Consider the following 24,432-nt stretch of genomic DNA (forward strand, 5'->3'; position numbering starts at 1 on the left):
AAAACCCCCGCTGCTTGCCATGATTTTTCCAATAGACCATACCCTGAGAAAATTCCAACATATGATTATCCATCAACCATGAAAGTGATGAAAGTATGCCAAAATGCATCCCTGCGGTGGAAGTCATATTATTGGGTATATTTAACTGCTGGACTTAAGGGCAAATACGTAGGAGTTGAAGATCAAGGAAACGGAATTTGGAGAGTATTTTATAGAGACGTATTTTTAGGTTACTTTAATGAAAATAAAATAAGAGATAAACAAGTATCAATTAGACTAAGTCAGAATCTAGTGTAAAGCATGTGACTTTAACTTTGTAAACTATGTGCCTTAACGAACATAAAAAATGAAATACGAATACATAATAATAACTCTTTTATTTTCTTGTCTTCAGAATAGCTTTTCTCAAAACGTGGAAATCTATCCTGATTATGTTGACTTTGGTAACAATAGAAAAACTACTATTATTAAGTTTCTCGACAATGTGACTGATTCTATTCGCAGAGTTATATATTTCGATAGTACTGGTAGAATTACAAAAGAAACTTTTAGCAATTATATGCCAATTTCAGGAAAACATAAAATTGATGGAACTTACACTTACAAGTATTCTGACTTAAATAATCCATACGAAAGATTTTACACTAACATAAATGAGGACACTTTAAAAACAATTTTTGAGTATAATACCTCTGGACTTTTAAAGAAGAAAATTAGTTGGGAATATGAACGCAAATCTAAATTAAGAGAGGGCGCGCCAGATTATGGCATTGATAGTTCAATTGGTTGTATTCCTGCGGAAGAGGATATTGTAAGATATCGAGAATGGACTATCAGACAGAAAAAGAAATATAAATATAAAAATGGTAATTTAACTAAAGTGAAAGTTCCTTATGAATGGAAAATGGAACCAAGAACTTGGCTGTTTAATTATGACCGAAATTCTCAATTAATTAAGATAAGAGAATATGGATACAAACGAAAACCGTTACGGTGGATTGAGAGTTTTGAATATTCGGGCGATAAAACCATTAAAACTAAAGAATATTTTGTAACATATTGGGATAAAATCCCACCAAAAGAAATATGGACAACAATCGAAAAAGGCATAAAGCCAAGTATTATTAGAACTGATTTCATTAATTCTAATAATAACAAACTCCTTGAATTTAATTATGAGAATGATAAATTGAAAGAAATTAAAAAAACAATAAATGACGAAATTAAGTTTGTCTATCGTTTAGAGTATGAATGAATTACGGTTGCCAACAATGTATAAAAAAAATAGGGCAAGTAAGTGCTAAACCCAATGTTTCAGGCACATTTGCGAGGTCGCCAAATCTTTTGATTTGGTTTTTAAAACAAAAATATAAAACAAAATGCAAAAGATTTGGCTTGTAGATAATCCGAATGGTAATTGCTTATTTACAGCCCTACTTCTTTTATACTAGACCGTCAGACTGTCTAATAACTTCTTGATACTTTTCCAAATAACTTCATGGTCATCTTTTAAGGTTTCCGTATCTTCATGCTATGAAATTTATACTTGGAAAAGACCGAAGACAGACCTGCCTTTTTCCCATTTCCCTCGAAGATTCGATAGAAATGGACAACAGTGCCAGGGCTATTGATCAATTCGTAGACTCACTCAATCTGGCCGAGCTTGGCTTTCGTTCAGTTTACACCGAAAACGGGCCCCCGGCATACCATCCCGCCATTTTACTTAAACTGTATATCTATGGCTATATGAACCGTGTGCGTTCTTCTCGCCAACTAGAAAAGGAATGCCGCAGAAACATAGAAGTGATGTGGCTTCTGGAATCGCTAGCTCCCGACCACAACACCATTAGCAACTTTAGAAAAGACAACACCAAGGCAATTAAAAAAGTGTTTTTCGCAACCGTACAGATTGCCCGTAATTTTGGGCTTATTGGCGCAACACTCATAGCTGGCGACAGTACCAAGTTAAGAGCGCAGAACAGCAAGAAGAACAATTTTAACCAAAAGAAAATACAACGGCACCTAGATTATATCGACAACAAACTAGAACAGTATAACAAGGCATTGGAGCAGAGCGAGCGTGATGATGAAAAAGAGGAGATTACAAAAGATATTGATACTCACCAAGGACGCAGAAAACAATATGAACAACTTGAAAAAGAGCTCAAGGAATCTGGGGAAACACAGATCTCGACCTCAGACCCCGATAGCAAACATTTAATAATACGCAACAACATTACTGAAGTAGCGTATTGTGTCCAGACCACCGTGGATGCAAAGAACAACATCCCTTTTGATTATCTGGTCACCAATAAGAACGACTCCAAGGCGATGGGACAGATGCTACGGAGGGCCAAAACCATTCTGGGAACAAACACTTTTACGGCGCTCTATGACAAGGGATACCATACAGGGAGTGAATTTAGGACAGCAGACAATCTGGGCATAGAAACGCTCGTTGCCATTCCAGGTATAGGCAGGGCATCACAGGCACCTGATCCCAATTACAACTCAGAACATTTTAAATACAATCAAGAAAACGACACCTATACCTGCCCGCAGGGAAACACACTTAAAAGTAATGGCAGTACCTATAAAGGCCGCAATTATCGCTTCAAACAATATAAAACAAACAAATGTAAAACCTGCCCGGTGAGGGCATTGTGCACAACCTCCAAAGTAAATGGAAAGGTGATACAGCGAAGCGAGTTCCACCAATATATAGAAGCCAATGCACAAAGAGTATTACGGAGCCCGGATGCTTATAAAAAACGGCAAGCTATTGTTGAACATCCCTATGGCACTATCAAACGACAGTGGAGTTTTGACCACATCATCACCAAAAAAACCATGCAAAGGGCCAGTGCAGATGTAGGGCTTATATTCATCGCCTATAACTTGACAAGGATATGGAATATCCTTAAAGAAGCTAACTCGTCTGTTTTCGAGGCTTACACGGCCTTTATTACGTTTGTAGAATCAATTCTAATACGTTTAGAAGTATGCTGCGAACTAAAATCAAAAAAACAAGTCGTAGCGCATAACTAATTCGAAAAACTGTATTTTAGTAGAAATATATAAAATGGCGATAGGTTATTAGACAAACTGCCGTTAGGCACAATTTGACCAAGATTGTAACAAAGTCTCATTTTTATCGTCATCTAAAGACAATCATCAATCAAAAATCATAATGAAATACCTAAAAATTCTAATTCTAATTGTCACTATTAACTTCAATTTAAACGCACAAAACCAATCTCAATTAGATACAAATGAACAAGAGAATATCACATATGTCATAAGAAATGTGAACATAATTCCAATGACAGAAAACAATAAAGTCATTGAAAAAGCTACTGTCGTAATTCAAAATCAAAAAATTATTTCGATTAATGATACAATTCCACCAAATGCTAAAATAATCGACGGAACTGGAAAATGGTTAATTCCAGGACTTATTGATATGCACGTTCATAATCTTGCGGACATAAGAATGAGTTCAAATTATCCTACAAAAGGTGCTACCTTATTTATAGATAACCAAGATTTTATGTTGCTCTACGTTGCGAATGGAGTTACTACGACTTTTGAACTTAGTGGTCGAGTAGAACATTTCGGACAGAGAAATGAAATTATCAATGGTAAAGTCATAGGACCTCGAATTGCTTTAGCATATTTAGTAGATGGTGGCGACTCTGGAAATACTGCAAACACGCCTAATGATGGAAGACAAACTGTAAGACTTGCTAAACAACAAGGCTATGAATTTATTAAAGTTTATTCTAATCTAAATATTGAGACTTATAAAGCTATTGTTGATGAGGCAAGTAAACAAAATATGAAAGTTATTGGTCATATTCCAACAATCTTTAAAGGAAACACTAAAGAGGCTTTTGTACCTCATTTTGGAATGGTTGCACACGCAGAGGAATTCTCAAGTCAGACTGACGAGTATACAACTGAAGTAGCTGAAGAGTTTGCAAAACTAGCTAAAGACAATAACACTTGGGTGATACCAAACCTTTCAAATTTAGTATATATAGCAAAACAAGCACGCTCACTTGATAGTGTGAGGAATTTACCGAGTTTTAAATATGTGCATCCACTTATGCAAAGTAAATGGATAGTGTCAAATCAATACTATAAAGGTACATCACCCAAACGAGTAGCTTATTTTGATTCTCTGGTCAATTTTCATATTAGTATAGTAAAGGCTCTTAAAAATGCTGGTGTGCCAATGGTTGCAGGTACAGATTCAGGAACCTCGGGAATAGTTTGGGGATTTTCACTTCACAATGAACTTGAACTTTTAGTTAATGCAGGTCTTACAGAAGAAGAAGCATTAGTTTCGGCTACGAGATTACCAGCTACTTGGCTTGAAATTGAAGATAAAATTGGAACAGTAGAAGTCGGAAAATTTGCAGATCTTGTTTTACTTGACGCTAATCCGTTAGACAATATAAATAATACACGAAAAATATCTGGTGTTTTTGTCAATGGTAAATGGGTGAACAAAGAATGGATTGACAATATGCTATCTGAATTAGCAGAAAAAAATAATCAAAACAAAGATAAGTACGATTGGAATAAGAGAAGAGAATACTAAAAAAACTGTGCCTAACAAAGTACTGTGGTAAAAAACAAGTAAAAAAGGATTAATTTTTCACTAAAGTACTTCTATAGGTTTCCTCGTATATTAACCCTGATTTTGCTATTGCAAAAGCTTGTTTTAGCAGCTTATTACAGACAGCAATCAATGCCAGTTTTTTGCTTTTTCCCTTGGCTACAATTCGCTCATAAATTTCCCGGCAAGCCTTGTTGTATTTACAGGCATTAAAACTGCACATAAACAATAAATTCCGAAGCTTTTGATTGCCTATCTTACTTATTCGGGGCCGTCCTTTTACACTGCTTCCACTTTGCCGGATTATTGGGGTCAGACCTGCATAGCTACACAATTCACTTCCACTTTTAAAACGATCAAATCCATCTGTTAAAACCACTAACATTATAGCTGTCTTGTCACCGATCCCAGGGATGCTTTTTATACGTGTCAGAACATCCTGATGCACTTGTTTTACCAATAGCAATAGTTTTGTCTCTATGGTTTCCAGCTCTTTTTTAACATGTTTTAAACTTCGTTTTAAAGAACTTACAACCGCTTTGCTTGGGTTTCCCAAAACAGTCTCTCCGTGCAGTTTGTTTTTTAACATCGTGCTCTGTTTTGTATATACAGCAAGGAGCCTGGTCATTTGCAGGCATTCTATTTGATGCTTTGAGTTACCCTGCCAAGGTTTCAATTCCACCTGTTGGGCATACTCGCAGATAAGTTTTGAATCACTTTTATCGGTCTTGATCTTCGAGAGCTTCATCTGGATAAATCGTTTTACCGCCAATGGGTTTTCTACCGAAACCTGGATGTTGTTTTCCAATAAAAAATAGGCTAGCTGATAGTGATAATAACCTGTCGCCTCCATCACGCAATGGCTTTCTTTGTCCAAGAGTTTCGCAAACTTTTTAAAGCCAGATGGATTGTTTTTAAACTGATTGTAATTGCCATTGGAGTCTGTAACATCAAAGACTAAGTGACTAATGTCAATTCCAAAATAATTGATATCTTTATTCATAGGTAAATGTTTTTTGAAAGGACAAGCTACGCGAGTTTCAACGACTTAAAATCGAGGTCCAAAGCCTCATAGAACTGTACGAAATCTGTGTAGAAAAGAGCAGGGATTTTCAATGTTGACGAGATCTAGGTCTCTGCGTATATAATAACCTTATTCCGCTCTTTTGTTCTTTCTTATTTATATGCCTTAATTTAGTGTTTTAAATAGAAATCAAACTTAAGCCGTATATAAAATATAGTGTGAGTCGTTGCCAACACGAGGGTTCGGGCATATTTTCGAGGTCGCCAAATTTTTAAATTTGGCTTATTGAGAAAAAAAATAATAAGTAAAATTTAAAAATTCGGCTTGTGTTAAACCGAAAATTATTGCATATCAACCCGTAACTGCGGTTATACTAAACTATGTGCCTTAACGAACATTTTTTCAATAGTATCCTTGTAAATACTTTTCGCGTTTAATGTTTGTAAATAACCGAAATTCATACAAAGTAATTGATTTTCATACTATATTTGTAACTGTATTTCATAAAATAGAATCATGAGTAATCAATATTCACATAAAATAAATGTATTTCACGGACGATCTACTCCTGAATCTGGATTTCTGGCTGGCTACGCCTTTTTAATAGCGGAAATTGAGGTAAATACTGACATAATCATCCCATTACCTGATATACTTTCCATTGTTACGGAAAAACATCAACGTTATAATACCGCCCAATGGCAAGTATTTACAACAAGACATCGACCCGATAAGGACCTTGTGAGCCATTTAATCTTTGCTTTAAAGTATGAGGGTGTCGATCTGTACATATTGAAGAAGCTCTTCCAGTTCACGAAAGAGGAGCCCATAATCAATATGTTAAATAACCAGCCAACGAGCCAATACAGTAGAAGGATATGGTTTTTATATGAATGGCTAATAGGTGATACCCTTGAGATACCTGATTTAAAGACAGGAACCTATGTTGAAATTGTCAATCCAAAACTACAATATGTTGGTTCTTCCTTAAACTCTACCCGTCATAGGGTCAAAAACAACTTGCCGGGAACTGTAGAATTCTGCCCCATGATAAGAAAAACCGAAAAGATCGAAGGTTTTATAGCTAGAGATTTATCAGGTTTGATCGAGAAAGGTTTGGATGGTAGGGATAAAGATCTCATCAGACGAACTGCGGCATTTCTACTATTGAAAGACTCCAAGGCTTCTTTCGCTATTGAAGGGGAATACCCTCCAAACGTCAGGGCAAGGAATTGGGGGAAAGCTATTGGGGAAGCGGGTAAAAAACAACTGATGCTCGAAGAACTGGAACGGCTTCAGGATATTGTAATGGGCGCTAAAAAGCTCAGCAACATGGGCCTGAGAACGGAGGAAGGATTTATCGGGGAGCACGATCGGGAAACTCTATCTCCATTACCGGATCATATTTCTGCCAAGGTCGTGGACTTGCCTTCTTTAATGAAAGGACTATTGCAGACAAACAATCTCCTACAAGAGTCTGAATATGATGCTGTTTTAGTTGCTGCTACAGTGGCATTCGGATTTGTGTTTATTCATCCTTTTGCAGATGGTAATGGTCGTTTACACAGATATATAATCCATCATATCCTAATTAGGATGGGATATACTAGAAGAGGGATGATTTTTCCTGTTTCTGCGGCTATTTTAAATCGTATTGATGAATATCAATCAATCTTGGAGTCGTACTCATCGCAAAGAATAGATATAGTAGAATGGGAACCAACGAAAGATCATAACGTTAAGATTTTAAATGACACTATTGATTTATACCGGTATTACGATCTCACTGCACAGGCAGAATTTTTATATGAATGCGTAGCGGAAACTATTGAAAAAATAATACCAGCCGAATTGGATTACTTGGAGAAATATGATCGAATGACCAATTATATAAACAGTTATTTATCCTTGCCTGACACTAAAGTTGATTTGCTAATTAAGCTTCTAAATCAGAATAAAGGCAATCTCTCAAAGAATAAAAGGGAAAAAGAATTTGATGACTTTACAGATGAAGAGATTTTATCAATTGAAGAGAGTTTTCAATCCATTTTTGAAATAGTTGAGAAATAAAGCTAAACTGTTTTATTACAATTTTAGGATTGACAAGTCTAGAGATTTTTTTTTAAAACTTTAAAACAACAAACCTGGAGGCGGCGTTTTTTCAAGAATATAAGCTTTATTGGTATCGATGCTTCTTCTATAAAGATCGGTACTCACGGGATGGGCATTGAATTCTTTTGAAGTGAAGCCATTCGCGATTAATTCCAGTACATTTTCTTCATTTAGATTAGAATTAAACCATTCGTCATAAAGACCTTCATCCAGAACAAAGGGTTGCCGTTTTTTTACATTATGTACTTCAGTAAAGAAAGGGTTGGCTTCCATTACTCCGGAATAGCCTTCCAGGAGTTTATTACTTATGCGGATGGGAAGGATAAAAAGGTACAGTTTCAGTTACAGATGATTCAAAGAAGTTTGCCAAAGGGAGTGAAGGAGTATTCTACGGCAGACTTGGAGGATAATTTTGAACGGGTTTATGAGGAGGCAAGGTCTATCTTTAATTCCTCAAAAGAATAATAATGCCTTTCTAAATTAATAAGTTTTTTTTCTTCTCTAAAATGTGTTATGTCTTGAATTAAAGAGATAACAGTTATGTTAAAAGCGAGAAACATAATCTTGTTAATCTTCAAATTCTTTTATGGATTTTATCGGCTAAATTATGAATTTCGCCTGCTTCTCGATTCGTAAGAATTACGATTGTTAGTTTTTCTTGCGGAAAACTCTTGATGATACATTCATAATTATTTGAGTTGCCATGATGAATATGACTTTCGATTTTATTACCGTTCCATTTTAAATGACCTAACGGAGATTGAGTGTTAATTTCAGGTAAATCGAGAAACTCTTTAGAAAGCGTTTTTAGAGACTTTTTACTTATGACTTTAAAATTTTCTAAATGATGAAACCAATTATAAATATCTCTAGGAGTACTACTCAACAAAACAAAGTCAATCGCTATATTGTAATGATCTTCTTTATACTCTGAATTGAAGGGAATTGCCATTTTAGTCCTATCTATATATGGATATTCTGATTTAAAGACGGTTTGCTCCATTTTTGCTGGAGCCAATAAATTCTTTTCTGCATAATCTGAAAATTTTTGACCCGAAATGGCTTCCACAATTTTTATAAGCAGTACTGGGTTGTATGTTGAGTATAGGTAATTTGTGCCGGGTTTAAATTCAAGATTTTTTATAGAACACAACGAATTAATTAGATGCTTTTCTTTAACCACAGTATTATTTTCAAATATATTTCCCCAAGTTACATTTGGCAATCCACTGGTATATTGGAGCAGGTTTTTTACGGTTATATCTTTTGACCAATCAGGAAGCTCCTTTAGATACTCATTAATAGGATCGCTTAACTTCAATTTCCCCATTTCTTCTAATTGCATTATCGCTACACCTGGAAACTCTTTAAATACAGAACCTAAATTAAACCGGTAGTGTTTGTTTAAAACCTGAGTCTTTGAACCATCCACATAGCCGTAAGATTTTTCAAATATGATTTTTTGGTTTTTAACTACCAACACGCTACCATTCAGGTTTCCTTTTTGATTTTCAGCGGTTAGTATGGAATCTAATTCGGTCTTAACAATGGAATTTTGGGCAATTCCTGAGCTATAGATACTTATACAGCAAATAAATGAGATTAGTAAAACACGTAGATTTATTAAGATAGTTGAAATCATAATGATTAATTTTCTATAACAAAAATGCAAAAAGGGTTTGATATTCTAATCAAAAGCTACAAAATAGACCTTTTGACTTATACATTGGCGGTTCTTTGCGTCTTGTTAAATTTGTCATCTTTGTTGTTTTATTCATAGGGAGAAACAACGAATTCGTCTTCAAAAGCACAATCCATTGTAAAAAATAAATTATTTTAAACGTTTTAAAACTTATGGTATTTATCAACTAACAAACATTTCAAGGTTTAAAAAGCATATCCTTTTTTGGTTATTTGCTTTTTTCAGTATGGTAATAACCGGAACTGTACCTTTAGAGGACTTTCCAGTTGTGAATGAATTTTTAGTAGATAAATTTAGGAGAATTTTTTTTTATGCACTTACCTTCATACCTTTTCAGATATTCGCTACTTATCTAATTGCATACATCATTATCCCAAAATTCATACTCAAAAAAAAATATTTATGGGGTGCAACTATAATTATTATAAGTGCTTATATATTGTCGGTAACATTAAGAATCACAATGGTTCATCTTACAGAACCACTTATTAGAACTCCACCCTTTTCCAAAGAGTCAATCACTGAAATCCTTATTAACGTACCCTTCTTATTCTTTAAATATACAATCAGATTATATCAGATTGTATTCATATTTTTACTCATAAAATACTTTTTAGATTATAAAAAGCAAAAGGAGGAGAACTTATTGTTAGATAAAGCTAAAATAGAAACCGAACTAAAAATGTTGAAAATGCAACTCAACCCTCATTTTTTATTTAATACGCTCAATAATATATATTCTTTGGCCTTAATTAAATCAGACCAAGCTCCGATTGCCTTAGAAAAGCTCTCGAAAATCCTTGATTACATTATTTATGATGGTGAAAAAAAATATATACCCTTAAAAAAGGAAATTGACCTAATTGAAAATTTTATCGAGTTGAAAGAATTGAGTTATCCATCTTTAAAAGTTACTTTTGAAAAAAATGTATCTCAAAATTTACAAGTTGTACCCTTGCTTTTACTGTCGTTAGTTGAGAATGCTTTCAAACATTCAGCAACTAAAAAAGGGACAATTTCTACTGTTGGAATTGAACTAAAATCTTCTGGGAGTAAAATACTTTTCAATATATGGAATACGAAAGGATCAGATTTGAAAATAAAAAAAAGTGAGTTAGGAAATAAAAACTTGATTAAACAATTAAGTTTAACTTATGGTTCAAATTCTGAAATAGAGTTTGAAGATATGTGTGACCTATACCGAGTTAAATTAACCATAGATACAAATTTATGACTACTAAATGTTTAATTGTAGATGATGAGCCTTTGGCAATAAAACTAATAGAAAATCATTTATCCAAATTCAAAACTTTTCAAGTAGCTGGAACTTGTGATTCTGGAATTGAGGCTTTTGAATTTTTGAAAACAGAACAGGTTGATCTAATTTTTTTAGATATTAATTTACCTGAATTGAGTGGATTGGATTTTCTGAAAAGTTTAGAAAATCCACCTAAAATCATTTTAACCACTGCATATCGAGAATATGCGGCTGAAAGCTATGAACTGGATGTTGTAGATTATTTGCTAAAACCAATAACCTTTAAAAGGTTTCTAAAAGCAATTGACCGTTTCAGTAGTAAGTTGAAAACCAATAATGATGAAACAACTAACCTTAATTCATCCGAATATATAATTTTAAAATCGGGCAATGATCATATTAAGATTGTACTTTCTGAAGTCTTATTTGTTGAAAGCTTTAAGGATTATATAGATATTCAAGTGAATGAAACTAAATATACTGTAAAATATAAGATAGGAGATTTTGAAAAAAGGCTAAATAAGCACCCGTTTCGTAGAGTACATAAATCATATATTGTGAATGAAGGAAGAATAACCTCATTTAATAGAAACCACTTGATGGTCGATAAATTTGAAATACCTATTGGTATTAGTTATAAAAGCGAAGTCTTTAAGTTATTAGATAGAATTAAAAGTAAAAGCCAGTAAATTACATTCTTAAAAAACATTGTTTTACAAGTTGAACCCAATTGAGATGATTAAATGAGCATTGAAATTAATAGACAATTAAATCAGTGAATTTTAAATTGCGATCTCAATTTTGAAAAAATTGAGTAACCTTTCCTATCAATTCTCCCGTAAAGTCAAGGCTCCGGACACTGCTAAATATTACGAACGCTTTTTTGAGATTGTTAAAGATCCAACCAAAAGTATAAGTCGGGGCCATAAGCTCGATTTTGATACACGAATTACGACAGGAGAGAAGGAGATTCCAAAAATTCCAGCAGATATCTTTTTTCGGTTGAAGCAGGGAGAGTTTATTACTTATTCCGATGGAAAGGATAAAAAGGTCCAGTTTAAACTTTCAAAAATTGAAAGGAAATTACCTAGCAAAATTCATACTTATACAGAGGCTGATTTAGAAGGAAATTTTGAACGGATTTATAATGAGGATCGGTCGATTTTTAGATAAAGCACAATTCAGTGCTAACAATTGTCAATAATTTTTTCTTTAAAATGGGGTTATAAAAACTTATATTTGTTTGGATATATATAAATATAAGTAATGCAAGAAACCACTTTTGATAAAATATCAAAACTAACAGGAATGAATTCAAAGCTATCGGAAATGACAAAAATATCCAACCGATTTGTTATACCCTAAAGTTTGCACCAAATGATTGAGACACAAAACAAATTCAAAGCCCTTCTTCCGGAAATTGACATTCCTACATACAATTTCCCAAAATTTGATTTTCCAGAGTTTAAACCATTTATGAATGTTGAATTTCTTGAAAGTTTAAGGGAAATCGGAAAAATTGGCGAGCGATTAAGAAATAATCCTGAATTGCAATTTGGATTTATAACTGATTTGGAAATTCTAAATTTGAAATCTGCCGAGGAATTTAAAGCGAGTTTAGTTTGTGATTTGACCGATGAAGATATAAATGCCAAGGAAGAAATTTTGAGTGAAAATCTCATTCCATATTTACAAGAACTTGGACTTGAAAATCTTTGGTTCGGCGCAAATTATGCCCTTGAAAGTAATTCAAATCCTGACAGGTTAAGACATTGTCTAATTTCTTTGCGAACAATTTTAGAATATCTAATCGACGATGTTTTGGCACCAATTGCGATATTGAAAGATTCTGAAATGTTTGAAAAAGAATTTCGTAAATACAAAAATGGCAAACAAAAACTAATCCGCGTCCGAATAAATAGAGAACAAAAAATTGAGTTCTTTACATCACAATTTCAATTTGGAATGTTGGAGGACTTTACTAAAAATGAAATAAAATATGTATGTGATTGCTATTCAATTTTATGTAACGTTCACCAACCAAATATTGGTATTACCGAAAATCAAGTAAGAAGTCTAAAAGTTAAAACTGGAATTACAATTTGGTTATTGGCATATTTGAATGAAATAATAAATTGTGAAAGCACCACATACAATGGAGACCGCTCCAAGTAAGTTTTCAACAACTTAAAAAGGAGTCTTTTTAAGCAAGCAGGTCAACCAGTTAATTACACGAATCAAGATTGAATAAAATCAATGAGTTACAATCCCACTGATATATTTACATACGACGAACTGAAGAAAATCATCAAATCGAATGAAATCAATGAGGACGTTATTATTAGAGGCGAAACTATTAAAAGTCTGGATGATGTAGAAAAAGTAAACGGGTTTCTTGGATTTAGTGATGCAGGCATTGAAAGTCTCGGAACTTTAAAAGAGGTCAAAAATAATTTTTTCATCAGCTCATTTACCACATATTCTAACCTCAAATCATTGAATGAGTTAGAATTTGTAGGTGGAGATATGATTTTACGCTACTCAAATATTCAAGACTTGGGTGCATTAAAAAAAGTCGGTGGAAAAGTAAGTTTAAGAGACACCAAAATTGAAAATTTAGGCTCATTGGAATTTGTGGGCGGAGATTTGTATCTGCCAAAAAGGATTGAGAAAGAAGTTGACCTTTCAAAAGTAACAGTAAAAGGAAAAGTCAAATTTTGGAATGACTGTAAAAAACGAGAAAAATTAGTTCCAAAAAGCGAAATGGGATTTTATGATTATGAAAGTCCAATTCCACACTGGAATCATAAATATATTTACTCATACAACGAGATAAGGGAAGCAAATCCCGGACAAGCAAAATTCTACAGAATCTACAAGCAGCATTTTCTTAATCATCAATACATTGATGTGAAAGGAAATGATAACTACACGTTTATTCTCTTTTTCGATTTGTTGCAAAACCATAATTCTAACACTAAAGAGGTGCAGAACCATTTAGATAATCTTGTAAAGTATTATCCAATAACCAAATCGTATGGGCAGTCTGCAATAATTGAACAATTGGAAAGTGCTGATAATTATGAAAAATCTTGGGAGCTGATCAATCAAAATGAATATATCAGTATCAAAACGATACTTGAATATGAACAGAAACTTAATCGTGAACTTCTCAATGGCGAACTTATAACTAAACTTGGTGGATATAGTCACTTAACCGAATTCGGTCAAAACAATATTAAAGACATCAAACCATTTGCAGGCAGGCAGCTTGAATTGTATAAACAGGAAAAAGGAAGTAGGTTTTTCGATTTATTCTTTGAAAATGGCCAGCCTATTAAAATTAAAAAGGAAGTTGACTTAGCGCCAAAAAAATCACTTTTAAGTTTTTTGAAAAAGCAAAAGTCAGAATTTATCTATGAGTACAGCTCTGAATATTATAAAAATTTCTTTTTGTCCAATGCAGAATATGAGCATTACAAGGGGATAGATGATTATCAGGCAGAATCCGGTTATATCAATTCATTACCTCACGTAGTTGAAAAATCGATTTTTAATCAATTCCGACTGATATTGAAACAAGCAGAAGATGTATTTCGTGAAGAAATAGGAATGCCAAAAGTAGGGGAAGGTTGGATTAGCGAAACAGAACTTTTTTATAAAATCTCAGATTATTTTAAAGCGGAAGAAGTTATACATCACGCTTCACCGAAGTGGCTTGGTCGCCAGCATTTGGACATTTATCTTCCAAAGCTGAATATTGGAATTGAATATCAAGGTGCTCAACATTATGAGCCAATTGAAATTTTTGGTGGTCAAGAAGCCTTTGAAAGAACTGTAGAAAGAGACATAAGAAAAAAGCAACTTTGTGAAAAACATAATTGCGTTTTAATCTATGCAGACAAAGGATATGATTTAGATGCAATTCTTAAAACAATTGAAGGTATAAAGAATAGCGAAGAAGATTAAGATGTAGACAAACCTTTTCTTTCTTTAACTAATAACTTTCCAACAGTATAAAGACCTAATAATGTACATAGAGAAACTAATAATGAAACAGTTATTGTTTCTATTAGTCAAGTAAATAATGGAAAAAACTTGACAAATAATACTTAAAATTATTATCTTTGTACTATTAGAATTATGAATATAACAACATCCATAAAAACTAAAGTTGCTCGTATAGATACTGGAGAGGTATTTACATACGATACTTTGTCTATTCCTCAAAGTGAATTTTCTGCTGCAGCTAAAGCTTTAAGCCGATTGGTTGCTAATGGGGTTATCAAGAGATATAAAAATGGGATGTATTATAAACCCAAGCAAACTGTTTTTGGAGAACTAAAGCCAAGAGAAGATGTATTGCTGAAAAATTACCTCTTCGAAAACGATAAACAAATTGCTTATATAACCGGAGTTCGATTATACAATCAACTTGGCCTAACCACTCAGGTTCCTAACGTTGTGAGATTGGCAAGTAAGGATAAAGAGATAAAGACAAAAATTGGAAGCCTTATTATAAAACCTGCCAAGAGTTACGTTCCTGTTACGAAAAAGATTGTACCATTATTGCAGCTCTTGGACGTAATAAAGGATTTTAAGAACATTCCAGATATGGATCAAAAGGTAGGGATTGATTTTCTAAAGAAAAAGATTGATAACCTTTCGGATGAAGATAAAGAAAAGCTGACCAGTTTTGCGAAAGCATACCCACCAAAGGTTAGGGCTTTGTTGGGAGCAATTCTTGAAGTTCTTTCACTTGACCAATTGAGCGAATCCCTAAAAGAAACCATTAATTATTTAAGCAGTTATGAATTTGGAATATCTCAAAAAACACTGTCTACTATCTCAAACTGGAACATCACCTAATGAAATTACACAACTATAAAGATGCCTTTGAGGGTGCTATCGTAGCAACTGCACAACATTTTAAAATTTCCGAAGTCTATATCGAAAAAGATTACTGGGTAACTTTCGCACTCAAGCAAATCTTTACGAATGCTAATTCCAAGGAAATCGCAGTTTTTAAAGGTGGAACTTCTCTTTCCAAATGCTTCGGTATTATCGACCGTTTTTCAGAAGATATTGATATAGTGGTTATCAAGGAAGAAGACGAAACGGATAATTCTTTAAAACGAAAACTAAAAAAAGTAACCAGTGTTTTAGAAACAGTTATGACGGTAATTCCCAATCATCCATTGGAGAACAAACGTGGAAAAATTAGAAAGATAGTCTATGGTTATGATAAAGTAGGAGTTAAAGGAACGTATGGCCAAGTGAGGGACCAAATTGTATTGGAAGTTTCAAGTCTTGGTAATTCACATCCTTCTGAAAAAGTCGAAATACATTCAATGATTACAGAATTTATTGCCACAACCAATAATCCAGATCTTATCAAGGAATACCAACTTGAACCTTTTAAGGTAAATGTAATCAGTATCGAGCGTACTTTTTGCGAAAAGATAATAAGCCTGGTCAGGTTTTCATATACTGAAAACCCTTTGGACGATTTGGCTAATAAAGTCCGTCACACCTACGATTTGCATCAATTGCTACAGGAAAAGAGAATTTCTTCATTTTTAAAATTAGATGATTTTGAAACGATGCTTATACAAGTTGGAAAAGATGATGATAAAGCGATACCCAATGACAAAGAATGGCTGTCCAAACACCCATCAGAATCGTTGTTCTTCAGTGAAACGGAGAAAGTATGGGATACTGTAAGCAAGACTTATACCGGCTCGTTTAAGGATTTGCTTACCGGAGAATTGCCTGATGAAAAGGATGTGCTTGAATCTTTGAGGATGATTGGGTCAAGGCTAAAAGAGATAAAATGGAAAATCTAAAAGTAGCAATAGAATGAGCAAACAGTATACGATCTAATCTGACCAGTAATGATAAAAATCATATAGACGTTACTCTATCAAAGCTCATTTACATTATTAAACTGGAAACTCACGAAATAAAATTGTTTAAAATTATGGGTGTAACAATTAAGATGCCATTGACTTTTGAAATCTGCTTTCCGGATGAAGAGCAAAAACCAATTGATTATTATTTGAAAGACTTGGCTAAGGATATGCGCTTATTAATGGGGTCTTTTTTATTAGGCATAAAGAATAGAGGCTCTGAATTTTCTGGTCTGTCCGGTTTCCTACCAAAGTATTTTTCACAGGCCAATTATGCCTTTGCCCAAAGTGTACATAAACGTATAATAATTTATGCAGAAGAAAATGATTTTGAGATTGATACTTTCGAAGTAGTATATCCACTAAGTAGCCTTGTTTATTTTGAATATGTTTATGACAATCCTGCTGAATTTGACAATAAAGAATACAGTAGTGAAGAATTTTTAGATATTGAAATTAATTTCTTTAAGGCCTATACAATTTTCAACCAACAAACTATTACAGAACGAGGTAAGGTTTTAGCCAAAAATTTCGAAGAATATAATATCGATAGCACACTTGATAATTTTTTCGTTGGAAACCATCTGCATAGTTTTGATATAACAGACTATCAAATAAACAAGGTTTTTCTTTGTCAATTTCTAAAGGCATACAGCTTTTTCGAATTTTCGGTTAATTTTGAAGGCAGTAACCATTTATTAAAATCTTTTTACCATTATTATGAAGTAGCAGACTTTAAAGAATATCTTCATAAATTATTAGGGATTATTTATCCTGTGTTAACAGCCAAAAAGGAGGCGCATATTGAAATCCATCTTGATGCGGACAAGCAGGAAGAACTTTCTTTATTTATCGAAAAACATATAAAAAAGGACGCCGAAAGACTATCCGATTTTGATTTCACAAAAACCAGAAGCTATCCACTTTATAAGTTTGAAGAAGGAAAATACCGAATAATCTATCCATTGTTCGCAGTAGAAATGATTTATAAGGGTCTTTATTTTCGTTTTAAGGATAGAAATGAGGTGCTTCCAAAAGATCAACAGCTAAAAAATTTATATGGTATAAAAAACCTTCAATTTTCAGAACAATACCTCTTAAGCCAAACACTTGAAAAAATATTTGGTAATAGATTTATGCAACGTTCTGGAAAAGAGTTGGACGCAAATTTTAAAGGTGCACCAGATTATTACGTTCGTAATGGTAAAAAGATTTTTTTATTCGAATCAAAGGATGTTCTATTGGGCAAAGAAATAAAGCAATCCACACAGTATAATGAAATACTGGAAAAGCTTAAAATAACTTTCGTAGAAAATGAGAACGGCAAGCCAAAAGCAGTATTACAATTGATTGATACAATCGAAGATATATTGACAAAATCTCTTGCATTTGATGTGAATGCACCTTCTGAAAAAGCCATAATTTATCCAATATTAGTAGTACACTATAGAATGTTCAATACGCCAGGCATTAATAAAATCATTAATGGATGGTTTACGAAAGCCCTTTTAGAGATTAAGGAAAAAGGTTTATATATAGCAAACATTAAAAATTTGGTAATCATTGATATGGATACGTTAATTTATAATAGTCATTTTTTTGAAACACGTAAATTGGACTTGGACGTTTGTTTATTGGAATACCACCATAATTATCTAAACTTGGATTTAAAACAACACAATATCAAAAGTCAGCAACAGGCCGACGAAATGATAAGTGAAAGCTACGCATCTTTTGCACATTACCTCGACAATAAAATCGATAACACTTTCCATAGGCCGAAACCAAAAGAACTTATAGCTAAAATGTTAAGTGTGGTAACAAAATAAACTGTTTCTTATGAATTATGAATATCGAATCTGTTGTTTTATTGATATATTAGGCTTTAGTAATCACATAAATTCTACGATCGACGAGGATGAAAAAGATGTAGTTGAGAAAATTAATAATATAAAAAGGGTAATCGATATAGCCGAATCAATTTTAATAGAATATGACAGCGGTCTTTCTACTTCAAAAATGGTAACGCAATTTTCTGATTCATTTGTAGTATCATTTAAGATAGAAGAACGTAGCGAAGTGTTTTATTCAATTTTGGATTTTCTGCATATTGCTTTTGAATTTGCCAATAAAGGATACTTAACCCGAGGTGGAATTAGCGTTGGAAAACTTCTCCATACTGATAAGTATGTTTTTGGACCAGCATTAGTCAGTGCATACAAATTAGAATCTAAAATCGCCAATTTTCCTCGTATAATACTTGATCCTGATGTAATGGAAGTTGCAAAAAACTTTCCTTTGCGAATAAATTCCTCTGAAGAGGAGATGGAAAGTTTAATGGGTTGTTTAAATTTGGATAGCGATGGTTATTATTACATCGATTATATTGAAAGTACAGTAGAGGAACTGGATGAACACAATTATGATTTAATACCTTATTTAACGAATCTTAAAAAACTTATTGAGGAGGGTTTGAGATCTAAAAATAAAGATGTTTTAATTAAAAATCGATGGTTGAAGGAAAAATACAATAGCTATATAATAAAAATCCTTGACAATATCAGTGATTGGGATGATATTGATGGCGATGTAGAGTTGTTGTTATCTTTTAAAAACCTAACTATAATAAAGTAGTTTAAGCAAGACATTCCCCATCTACGGCACTTCCCTCATTCATTTGTTTCGTTCTAAACTCCGCTTTTATGAGCAATTGCACACACAGGTTCAGCTATGATATGGCCAATAGAGTTGCATTAATATTTGAATATATATTGAGTAATCGCATCTTGGAATGTTAAAGTAATTAAGTTTAAGCTGCAGCATAGCCGAACCTTGCCAGCCCATAAAAGATAAGTTCTCTCAAGTCAGTTACCACATTGATCACATTTCTATAAACGTTAAAATTCGTCCAATTCATAAAAATTTTGCTTCAAATGCCAACTGCTCAACAAATGCGCCAGCCCTGTGTTAAAAATAGCCGTGAGCGCCTTGCATTCGCCACACAATAAAATCCATAATTAATTTGAAATGCAGTACTTAAATTAAACAACTCATTATAGGCAACCACTCACGACACCCTTGCTCAACTTGCAGTTGGCTTGCGCCTTGGATTACCTGCCAAAGAAACATATCTTTGAATATGGATAAAAATTTTAGAAATTTCTTTATTCGATATAATTATAATGATGAGAAAGGATTTACTTGCCAAATTCCTACTTCAGAAAAAAACGTTCATTTATCAATTGCATTTAACAATAAAAGTAAGGAATTCAATATCCATTTTACAGATGATAATATTAAGAAAAGTGGTGCAAAAAGATATAATTTTATTTTAGTAATGTCAGCCTTTAGATTTTTCCTGTTAATAAATCGGTTTGAAAAACTTTATGATTTCAACCATCTAAAGGTAATTCGGGAATCAAAAACCAGTCTTGGAAAATTAAAGAAGAATGGTTTTATGATTTTTCATTTGCCAGTTTCGGTCTTGGAAACCAAATTGCTTCATATAAGTCAACAAGGAAAAAAAATAAGATTCAGAAAAAATTCTGATTTGAATGCTTTAGCAGATGGATTCCATCCAGTCACTAACATTCACTCATACAATACTACAATTTTTCAAGCCTACAAATGGAAAGGAGAGCATTTATCTTTTCAAGGAATTATTTTCAAACCAAACATTTCAGGAAAATTATACTTTGTTCCAAAGAAAAAATACAATAGGTTTTTGAAACAAAGTGCCATAGCTTTTTACAATTACATCAATAAATATCCAACACCCGAAACCTTGGAATTTCGCAAAATAGCATTCGATAATTTAAAACATCCCTATCAAATAAGTAAATGAACAACTACATTTTTGAAAATCAATTTAAGCAAGAAATTCATAGAGAGGCAGCCAAGATAGGTTTCAAAATTTCTGCATCAAAATCGTTCACCGATACACTTCTTGATTTTTTGACGGTTCGTATGAAACTCATCGATAAAAGGCCAAGAGTTGCGATAATGAGTCCACCATTGTTGAATGATTTTTTCACACATCCAAAACGAAAAGAAATTGAATCCATTTTTAACATTGCAAAAAATGGAGGAGACTTGAATAGATTTCAAAGTAAAAAACTTCTTGAATCTCGATTTCACGACCACTTATTAAATGAATGGAATATTCATCATTTTCATTTATCTCTTAAAAAAGTTGGCAAATCAAAACTTGAGAGTCGTGGAAATGAATTGTTGTTTGCTTATATAGATGATGAGCAAATATTATTTTTAGGTCTGGCTAAACACACCCCAGGTATTTTTGCCGACACAAAATGGATTGAAATTTTACAAGATTATTTCCCTAAAGTTCTTAAGCCCTTTGAAATGAAAAATTGGAAAGATATTTATCCAAAGGTAAATGCGAAAGAAAGGCAAATGCTATGGAACAAAGGCTATACAATCGGTATGACCAAAGTAAGAGAAAAAGTATATTTTAGCCCCGGTATGGGCAGAATGACTTCTGGTCACGGTAACGATGTTGTTACATTACAAGGAAATATAATTCGTTGGATGCATAAAATAGATTTACAAATTGTTGAATCCCTAAACGAAATATGTAATTATCTAAAAATCCCAAAAGACAAGATTAAATTTATTATTCGTTTTGGCGAAGAAAACTTGGAATTATGTGAACTTTCTTCCCGTATGAAAATATTGACTTATGATGAAGAAATTATTCCTAAAACAGAAATTATGAATAAAATAACTGAATAAGCATATCAGATAATCAATATAATAAAATGGCAACAAGACTAGTTAGCTTCTCAACATTGGCGGCTATCATCCTGTAAAGCTCGAGTCACTCGTTTCGAAGAAATAGTACGCCATAAAAATGTGTAGACTTTCCAAAACGATTACCGAGCAAGATTTTTTCCAAAAAAGACTTGAAGGCAAATTGATTCCACCTTCACACTTATATTGAAAATAATAGGTAATAAAGAATCTATCTAATGAAGTTTATTGATAGCCAACTTTTGATCTAAAACAATCTTATATTGAACTCTCTAATAGTATTTCAAATAAATTATTTTTAAAAAGACCCTTTCTCCCGCAACCCCTTCTCCGCAACTTTCCATTGGCCATTTTTCTTAATAAGCTTGAAAGTCTCAGGCTTTTTCTCATAGGAAGTAGAAAACTGAACCCAAGCAATATCCCCATCCACCTTTTCCTGTAAAACTTTAAAATTGGATTTGCCAGAAGTGTTGGCGGTCATTATATCCTGTATGGATAAAAAAGATTCAAAACTTTCAGGAGTAGTGTGTTCTCTCAATTTTTGATTGTCTTTATTATAAAAACTTTCCACAACAACCTTGACAGTTTCAGTAGGGGACAGGTCTTGTTGGGAGCAGGCGGCACCAACAAGAAGCAGGAGTATTAAGGCTAGATTTTTCATATCAGTTTCAATTTGGGTTATTGATAAAATTATTTGATACTTTCAATTTTAGATTTCGCTCCCCATTTTTTTCATTCAGTTCTAAAATGACCATTTTATCATTACCTAATGAAAACTTAGGAAGAACATAAACCATTCTTTTTATCTCTTTCTTGACAACTTTGTTCGGTAGATTAAATTTAAAATTTGGAAGCTGTGAAATTCGTTGTAATGACTTCTTTTTACCCTGTTTCCTTGTCTGTACCGAAATATCCAAGAAGTTCAAATCATAGTCCAACGTAGATTTGTTTTCAATTTTGATGACGAAATAAAGCTCTTCCTTATCGAAAACAATATTTTCCAAACTTAGAACAATGCCATTCTTACGTTTTTGAATACTACCGATTCTTTGTTTTCTGTTCAACAGAAAAGAGCAAAACCTTTCGTAGTAAAACGTTTTGTCTGTGAACAGATTAGCAACATTGGTAGAATCAGATTTCTCTGTAAATTTTGGTTGTTCAAAACCAATGCTCTGCGATTGAGGCACGAAATAGTTTAGCTTTTCTAGTTGCTCTTTATAACTTACAATATACGAAAAAATCGAACCATCTGAGTTGACTATGAGTAAACTACTTGCGTTTCCAGGCTTAGCCTGTAGCAACCCAAAGTACTGTTCTTTTTCCCGGTTGTAAGTGAAAACGAAATTCTCCGAACCTACTATACCTTGACGAATTGGATTGGGAAAAAATAGAGAAACGTTCTTTTGATCGTTTGCGAAAATAGTGTCAAGTGACGAGTTGCTTTGAGCCTCTGCGAAGAAGCTGGCAAGAATTACACTGGCCAATAGAATTGAATTTTTCATAAGCTTGGTTTTAGGATAAGTTTGTAATTATTGGTCACGGTTACTTTGACCGTTCTATAGTTTTTTCGAAATATTTTTTGGATCCCGCTTACTTGTGGTACTCCTGCAATATTGATATCTCCAACAACATCATCCACAACTTCTCGAGTTGCATCCGCTCTGAAACTGTTTTCCACATAAATTCCTTCACTTCCGTCTTGAAGATCGAATGCCTTTAATTTTACAGGTCGGTGATTAATATTTTCGATTTCAATCATTGCACGATTTGGCTTGAAGCTAATAAAACCGAAGATTGGTGTGTTTTTTTGAACTTTTACTCCATTTATTAGAGCATCTTTAAGTAGGCGCATCCGTAAGCGATAATTAGTTTTCACTACTTGGTTTCCGTCAACCTCCACATATATTTCAGTGTCAGTGTTTGCAAGACTTGTCTTCGGATTGGCTATTGGATCTGAGGCAAAAAATAATTGCTGTTCCAGCCCCAACTCTTTAAGTTCAATAGTTACTTTTTTTTTGGTAGGGAGAGAATCTTCTTCAACCTTTTTCTTTTTACGGTAACGTTCGGGAACTACATACTTACTTTCGGTGTAATTGATCTTGTTGTGCTTGTAGATACTATCTACAATTCTGATTTTCTCTTTATCACCAAAATTAGGATCATAAAAACCTAGGGAATCGATATTCTTTTCATCGTAGATACTCGGTGCATTTCGTTCTCTAACTTCTTTTAAGGCATCAATGGCTTCCAGTTTAGTTTTGTACTCTTTCTGGTTTTCATCCAGTTCTGGTACGGCAGTCTGAGTTAGACTCTCTACTTCGTTTTCGTCGCCAGACATTACCATTACTGAATATGTAATTATAAAGATCAATACTACCGCGAGCACGGAACCAAATACTATTTTATTTTTTTCAATTTTCATTTGTCAGTTTTTTAAGAGATTTTTCAAAATAATTGGTAATCAAAAGTCCGTGAGTGTTTTTTGGAAAATTTCGATCTACAATTATTAAATTACCTGTAGAAATCAATTCATATTTGTCCACGATGGTTCCACGATTAATTTCAAAGATGGTCTTGGTTTGGAATTCATAGGGAACGCTCTGCAGGTCAAGTTGTGATTCAATGCTCAATACCTTCTGAACTAGTGAATATTGAAGTAATCTGTTATACACCCCGTCGGCTTTTTTTTGTCGGTATAGATTATCTACTGAGCTATTTCCCAACCATAGCGCTTTCTCTAAATTCTTTTCATAATTGCTAGCATCTATATTGTAGAAATAGGAGTGGAACAGTTCAAGATGAGCTAACGCTTCTACTTTCAGATTTTCTTTTTGAGCAACCCATTTTAGGGGAATTACAGATCCATCTGTATTTATGGCGAAAGCATTATTTAAAGCTTTATCGTTAATACTAAAAACTGAATACACAGCAATGGCACTCGAAAGGAATGAGAAAGCTATTACCGCAATTACAATGAAACGATTTGTTTTAAGGACGGTGTATATATTTTTATATGGTGTTTTCATAATTTAT

The 24,432-nt window shown here is 33.3% G+C and carries 22 protein-coding genes and 2 pseudogenes; 17 read left to right on the forward strand and 7 right to left on the reverse strand.

The window, feature by feature from the left end; all coding sequences use genetic code 11:
- From G440_RS21405 to G440_RS0111395, 4 genes are all read left to right on the forward strand, one after another.
- Nucleotides 1-297: hypothetical protein (locus tag G440_RS21405; RefSeq protein ID WP_026451425.1), on the forward strand; the 297-nt coding region annotated here is incomplete at its 5' end.
- Nucleotides 298-346: 49 nt separating this feature from the next.
- Nucleotides 347-1,255 carry a hypothetical protein gene (locus G440_RS0111385; RefSeq protein ID WP_026451426.1) on the forward strand — a complete coding sequence of 303 codons (909 nt, stop codon included), beginning with the start codon at nucleotides 347-349 and terminating at the stop codon, nucleotides 1,253-1,255.
- A gap of 278 nt (nucleotides 1,256-1,533) precedes the next feature.
- Nucleotides 1,534-3,048 (forward strand): IS1182 family transposase, encoded by a 1,515-nt coding sequence (locus G440_RS19865; protein ID WP_245574855.1) that lies wholly within the window; start codon nucleotides 1,534-1,536, stop codon nucleotides 3,046-3,048.
- A 142-nt stretch (nucleotides 3,049-3,190) separates the two neighbouring features.
- A complete protein-coding gene (locus G440_RS0111395; protein ID WP_026451427.1) occupies nucleotides 3,191-4,606 on the forward strand; it encodes an amidohydrolase family protein in 1,416 nt (471 codons plus the stop codon).
- 49 nt (nucleotides 4,607-4,655) lie between these two features.
- Here the strand turns inward: G440_RS0111395 and G440_RS0111400 are convergent, their stop codons facing one another.
- Nucleotides 4,656-5,627 carry an IS110 family RNA-guided transposase gene (locus tag G440_RS0111400; RefSeq protein ID WP_026451428.1) on the reverse strand — a complete coding sequence of 324 codons (972 nt, stop codon included), beginning with the start codon at nucleotides 5,625-5,627 and terminating at the stop codon, nucleotides 4,656-4,658.
- Nucleotides 5,628-6,164: 537 nt separating this feature from the next.
- Between G440_RS0111400 and G440_RS0111405 the strand changes: the two genes are divergently transcribed.
- Nucleotides 6,165-7,718, forward strand: a complete 1,554-nt coding sequence (locus tag G440_RS0111405) for a Fic family protein (RefSeq protein WP_026451429.1) — start codon at nucleotides 6,165-6,167, stop codon at nucleotides 7,716-7,718.
- A gap of 60 nt (nucleotides 7,719-7,778) precedes the next feature.
- Here the strand turns inward: G440_RS0111405 and G440_RS0111410 are convergent, their stop codons facing one another.
- Nucleotides 7,779-8,033 carry an SOS response-associated peptidase family protein gene (locus G440_RS0111410; protein WP_026451430.1) on the reverse strand — a complete coding sequence of 85 codons (255 nt, stop codon included), beginning with the start codon at nucleotides 8,031-8,033 and terminating at the stop codon, nucleotides 7,779-7,781.
- A gap of 21 nt (nucleotides 8,034-8,054) precedes the next feature.
- Here G440_RS0111410 and G440_RS21495 point away from each other — a divergent pair.
- A pseudogene (locus tag G440_RS21495) lies at nucleotides 8,055-8,225 on the forward strand (type IV secretory system conjugative DNA transfer family protein); the annotation flags it as partial.
- Between the two features lie 109 nt (nucleotides 8,226-8,334).
- On the opposite strand, the gene G440_RS0111420 reads toward G440_RS21495, so the two are convergent.
- Nucleotides 8,335-9,402: a serine hydrolase domain-containing protein gene (locus G440_RS0111420; protein ID WP_026451432.1), complete on the reverse strand. Its 1,068-nt coding sequence runs from the start codon at nucleotides 9,400-9,402 to the stop codon at nucleotides 8,335-8,337.
- Between the two features lie 286 nt (nucleotides 9,403-9,688).
- Here G440_RS0111420 and G440_RS0111425 point away from each other — a divergent pair, with 286 nt between their 5' ends.
- The 11 genes and pseudogenes from G440_RS0111425 to G440_RS0111475 all read left to right on the forward strand — a co-directional run bounded on the left by G440_RS0111425 (nucleotide 9,689) and on the right by G440_RS0111475 (nucleotide 21,381).
- On the forward strand, nucleotides 9,689-10,696 hold the full coding sequence (locus G440_RS0111425; protein WP_051285313.1) for a sensor histidine kinase: 1,008 nt from the start codon (nucleotides 9,689-9,691) through the stop codon (nucleotides 10,694-10,696).
- Nucleotides 10,693-11,409, forward strand: coding sequence for a LytR/AlgR family response regulator transcription factor (locus tag G440_RS0111430; protein WP_026451434.1), 717 nt, complete (start codon nucleotides 10,693-10,695; stop codon nucleotides 11,407-11,409). Before G440_RS0111425 ends, G440_RS0111430 begins: the two co-directional genes overlap by 4 nt.
- Before the next feature lie 121 nt (nucleotides 11,410-11,530).
- Nucleotides 11,531-11,893: pseudogene (locus G440_RS0111435) on the forward strand (type IV secretory system conjugative DNA transfer family protein); the annotation flags it as partial.
- 204 nt (nucleotides 11,894-12,097) lie between these two features.
- Nucleotides 12,098-12,895, forward strand: coding sequence for a pPIWI-associating nuclease domain-containing protein (locus G440_RS19870; protein ID WP_211228196.1), 798 nt, complete (start codon nucleotides 12,098-12,100; stop codon nucleotides 12,893-12,895).
- An 81-nt stretch (nucleotides 12,896-12,976) separates the two neighbouring features.
- Nucleotides 12,977-14,689: a hypothetical protein gene (locus G440_RS0111445; protein WP_026451436.1), complete on the forward strand. Its 1,713-nt coding sequence runs from the start codon at nucleotides 12,977-12,979 to the stop codon at nucleotides 14,687-14,689.
- 174 nt (nucleotides 14,690-14,863) lie between these two features.
- The gene (locus G440_RS0111450; RefSeq protein ID WP_026451437.1) at nucleotides 14,864-15,589 is read left to right on the forward strand and encodes a DUF6088 family protein; all 726 of its coding nucleotides are present in this window, start codon (nucleotides 14,864-14,866) and stop codon (nucleotides 15,587-15,589) included.
- Complete coding sequence (locus G440_RS0111455; protein WP_026451438.1) at nucleotides 15,589-16,566, forward strand: nucleotidyl transferase AbiEii/AbiGii toxin family protein; 978 nt, start codon at nucleotides 15,589-15,591, stop codon at nucleotides 16,564-16,566. The genes G440_RS0111450 and G440_RS0111455 overlap by 1 nt, the downstream gene beginning before the upstream one ends.
- A 134-nt stretch (nucleotides 16,567-16,700) precedes the next feature.
- Nucleotides 16,701-18,458, forward strand: a complete 1,758-nt coding sequence (locus G440_RS0111460) for a hypothetical protein (RefSeq protein WP_026451439.1) — start codon at nucleotides 16,701-16,703, stop codon at nucleotides 18,456-18,458.
- A gap of 10 nt (nucleotides 18,459-18,468) precedes the next feature.
- Nucleotides 18,469-19,263, forward strand: a complete 795-nt coding sequence (locus G440_RS0111465) for a hypothetical protein (RefSeq protein ID WP_026451440.1) — start codon at nucleotides 18,469-18,471, stop codon at nucleotides 19,261-19,263.
- Nucleotides 19,264-19,768: 505 nt separating this feature from the next.
- Nucleotides 19,769-20,473 carry a hypothetical protein gene (locus tag G440_RS0111470; RefSeq protein WP_026451441.1) on the forward strand — a complete coding sequence of 235 codons (705 nt, stop codon included), beginning with the start codon at nucleotides 19,769-19,771 and terminating at the stop codon, nucleotides 20,471-20,473.
- Nucleotides 20,470-21,381 (forward strand): hypothetical protein, encoded by a 912-nt coding sequence (locus G440_RS0111475; protein ID WP_026451442.1) that lies wholly within the window; start codon nucleotides 20,470-20,472, stop codon nucleotides 21,379-21,381. Before G440_RS0111470 ends, G440_RS0111475 begins: the two co-directional genes overlap by 4 nt.
- 316 nt (nucleotides 21,382-21,697) lie before the next feature.
- Here the strand turns inward: G440_RS0111475 and G440_RS0111480 are convergent, their stop codons facing one another.
- The 4 genes from G440_RS0111480 to G440_RS0111495 are packed head-to-tail and all read right to left on the reverse strand — an operon-like array spanning nucleotide 21,698 to nucleotide 24,425.
- The gene (locus tag G440_RS0111480) at nucleotides 21,698-22,060 is read right to left on the reverse strand and encodes a DUF4878 domain-containing protein (RefSeq protein ID WP_026451443.1); all 363 of its coding nucleotides are present in this window, start codon (nucleotides 22,058-22,060) and stop codon (nucleotides 21,698-21,700) included.
- A gap of 7 nt (nucleotides 22,061-22,067) precedes the next feature.
- On the reverse strand, nucleotides 22,068-22,901 hold the full coding sequence (locus G440_RS0111485; RefSeq protein ID WP_026451444.1) for a DUF4138 domain-containing protein: 834 nt from the start codon (nucleotides 22,899-22,901) through the stop codon (nucleotides 22,068-22,070).
- Nucleotides 22,898-23,821, reverse strand: a complete 924-nt coding sequence (traM, locus tag G440_RS0111490; RefSeq protein WP_026451445.1) for a conjugative transposon protein TraM — start codon at nucleotides 23,819-23,821, stop codon at nucleotides 22,898-22,900. The genes G440_RS0111485 and traM overlap by 4 nt, the downstream gene beginning before the upstream one ends.
- Nucleotides 23,811-24,425, reverse strand: a complete 615-nt coding sequence (locus tag G440_RS0111495; protein ID WP_026451446.1) for a conjugal transfer protein TraK — start codon at nucleotides 24,423-24,425, stop codon at nucleotides 23,811-23,813. Before G440_RS0111495 ends, traM begins: the two co-directional genes overlap by 11 nt.
- Nucleotides 24,426-24,432: the final 7 nt, after the last annotated feature.

This window comes from Aequorivita capsosiphonis DSM 23843 (genome assembly GCF_000429125.1).
Lineage (GTDB): Bacteria > Bacteroidota > Bacteroidia > Flavobacteriales > Flavobacteriaceae > Aequorivita > Aequorivita capsosiphonis.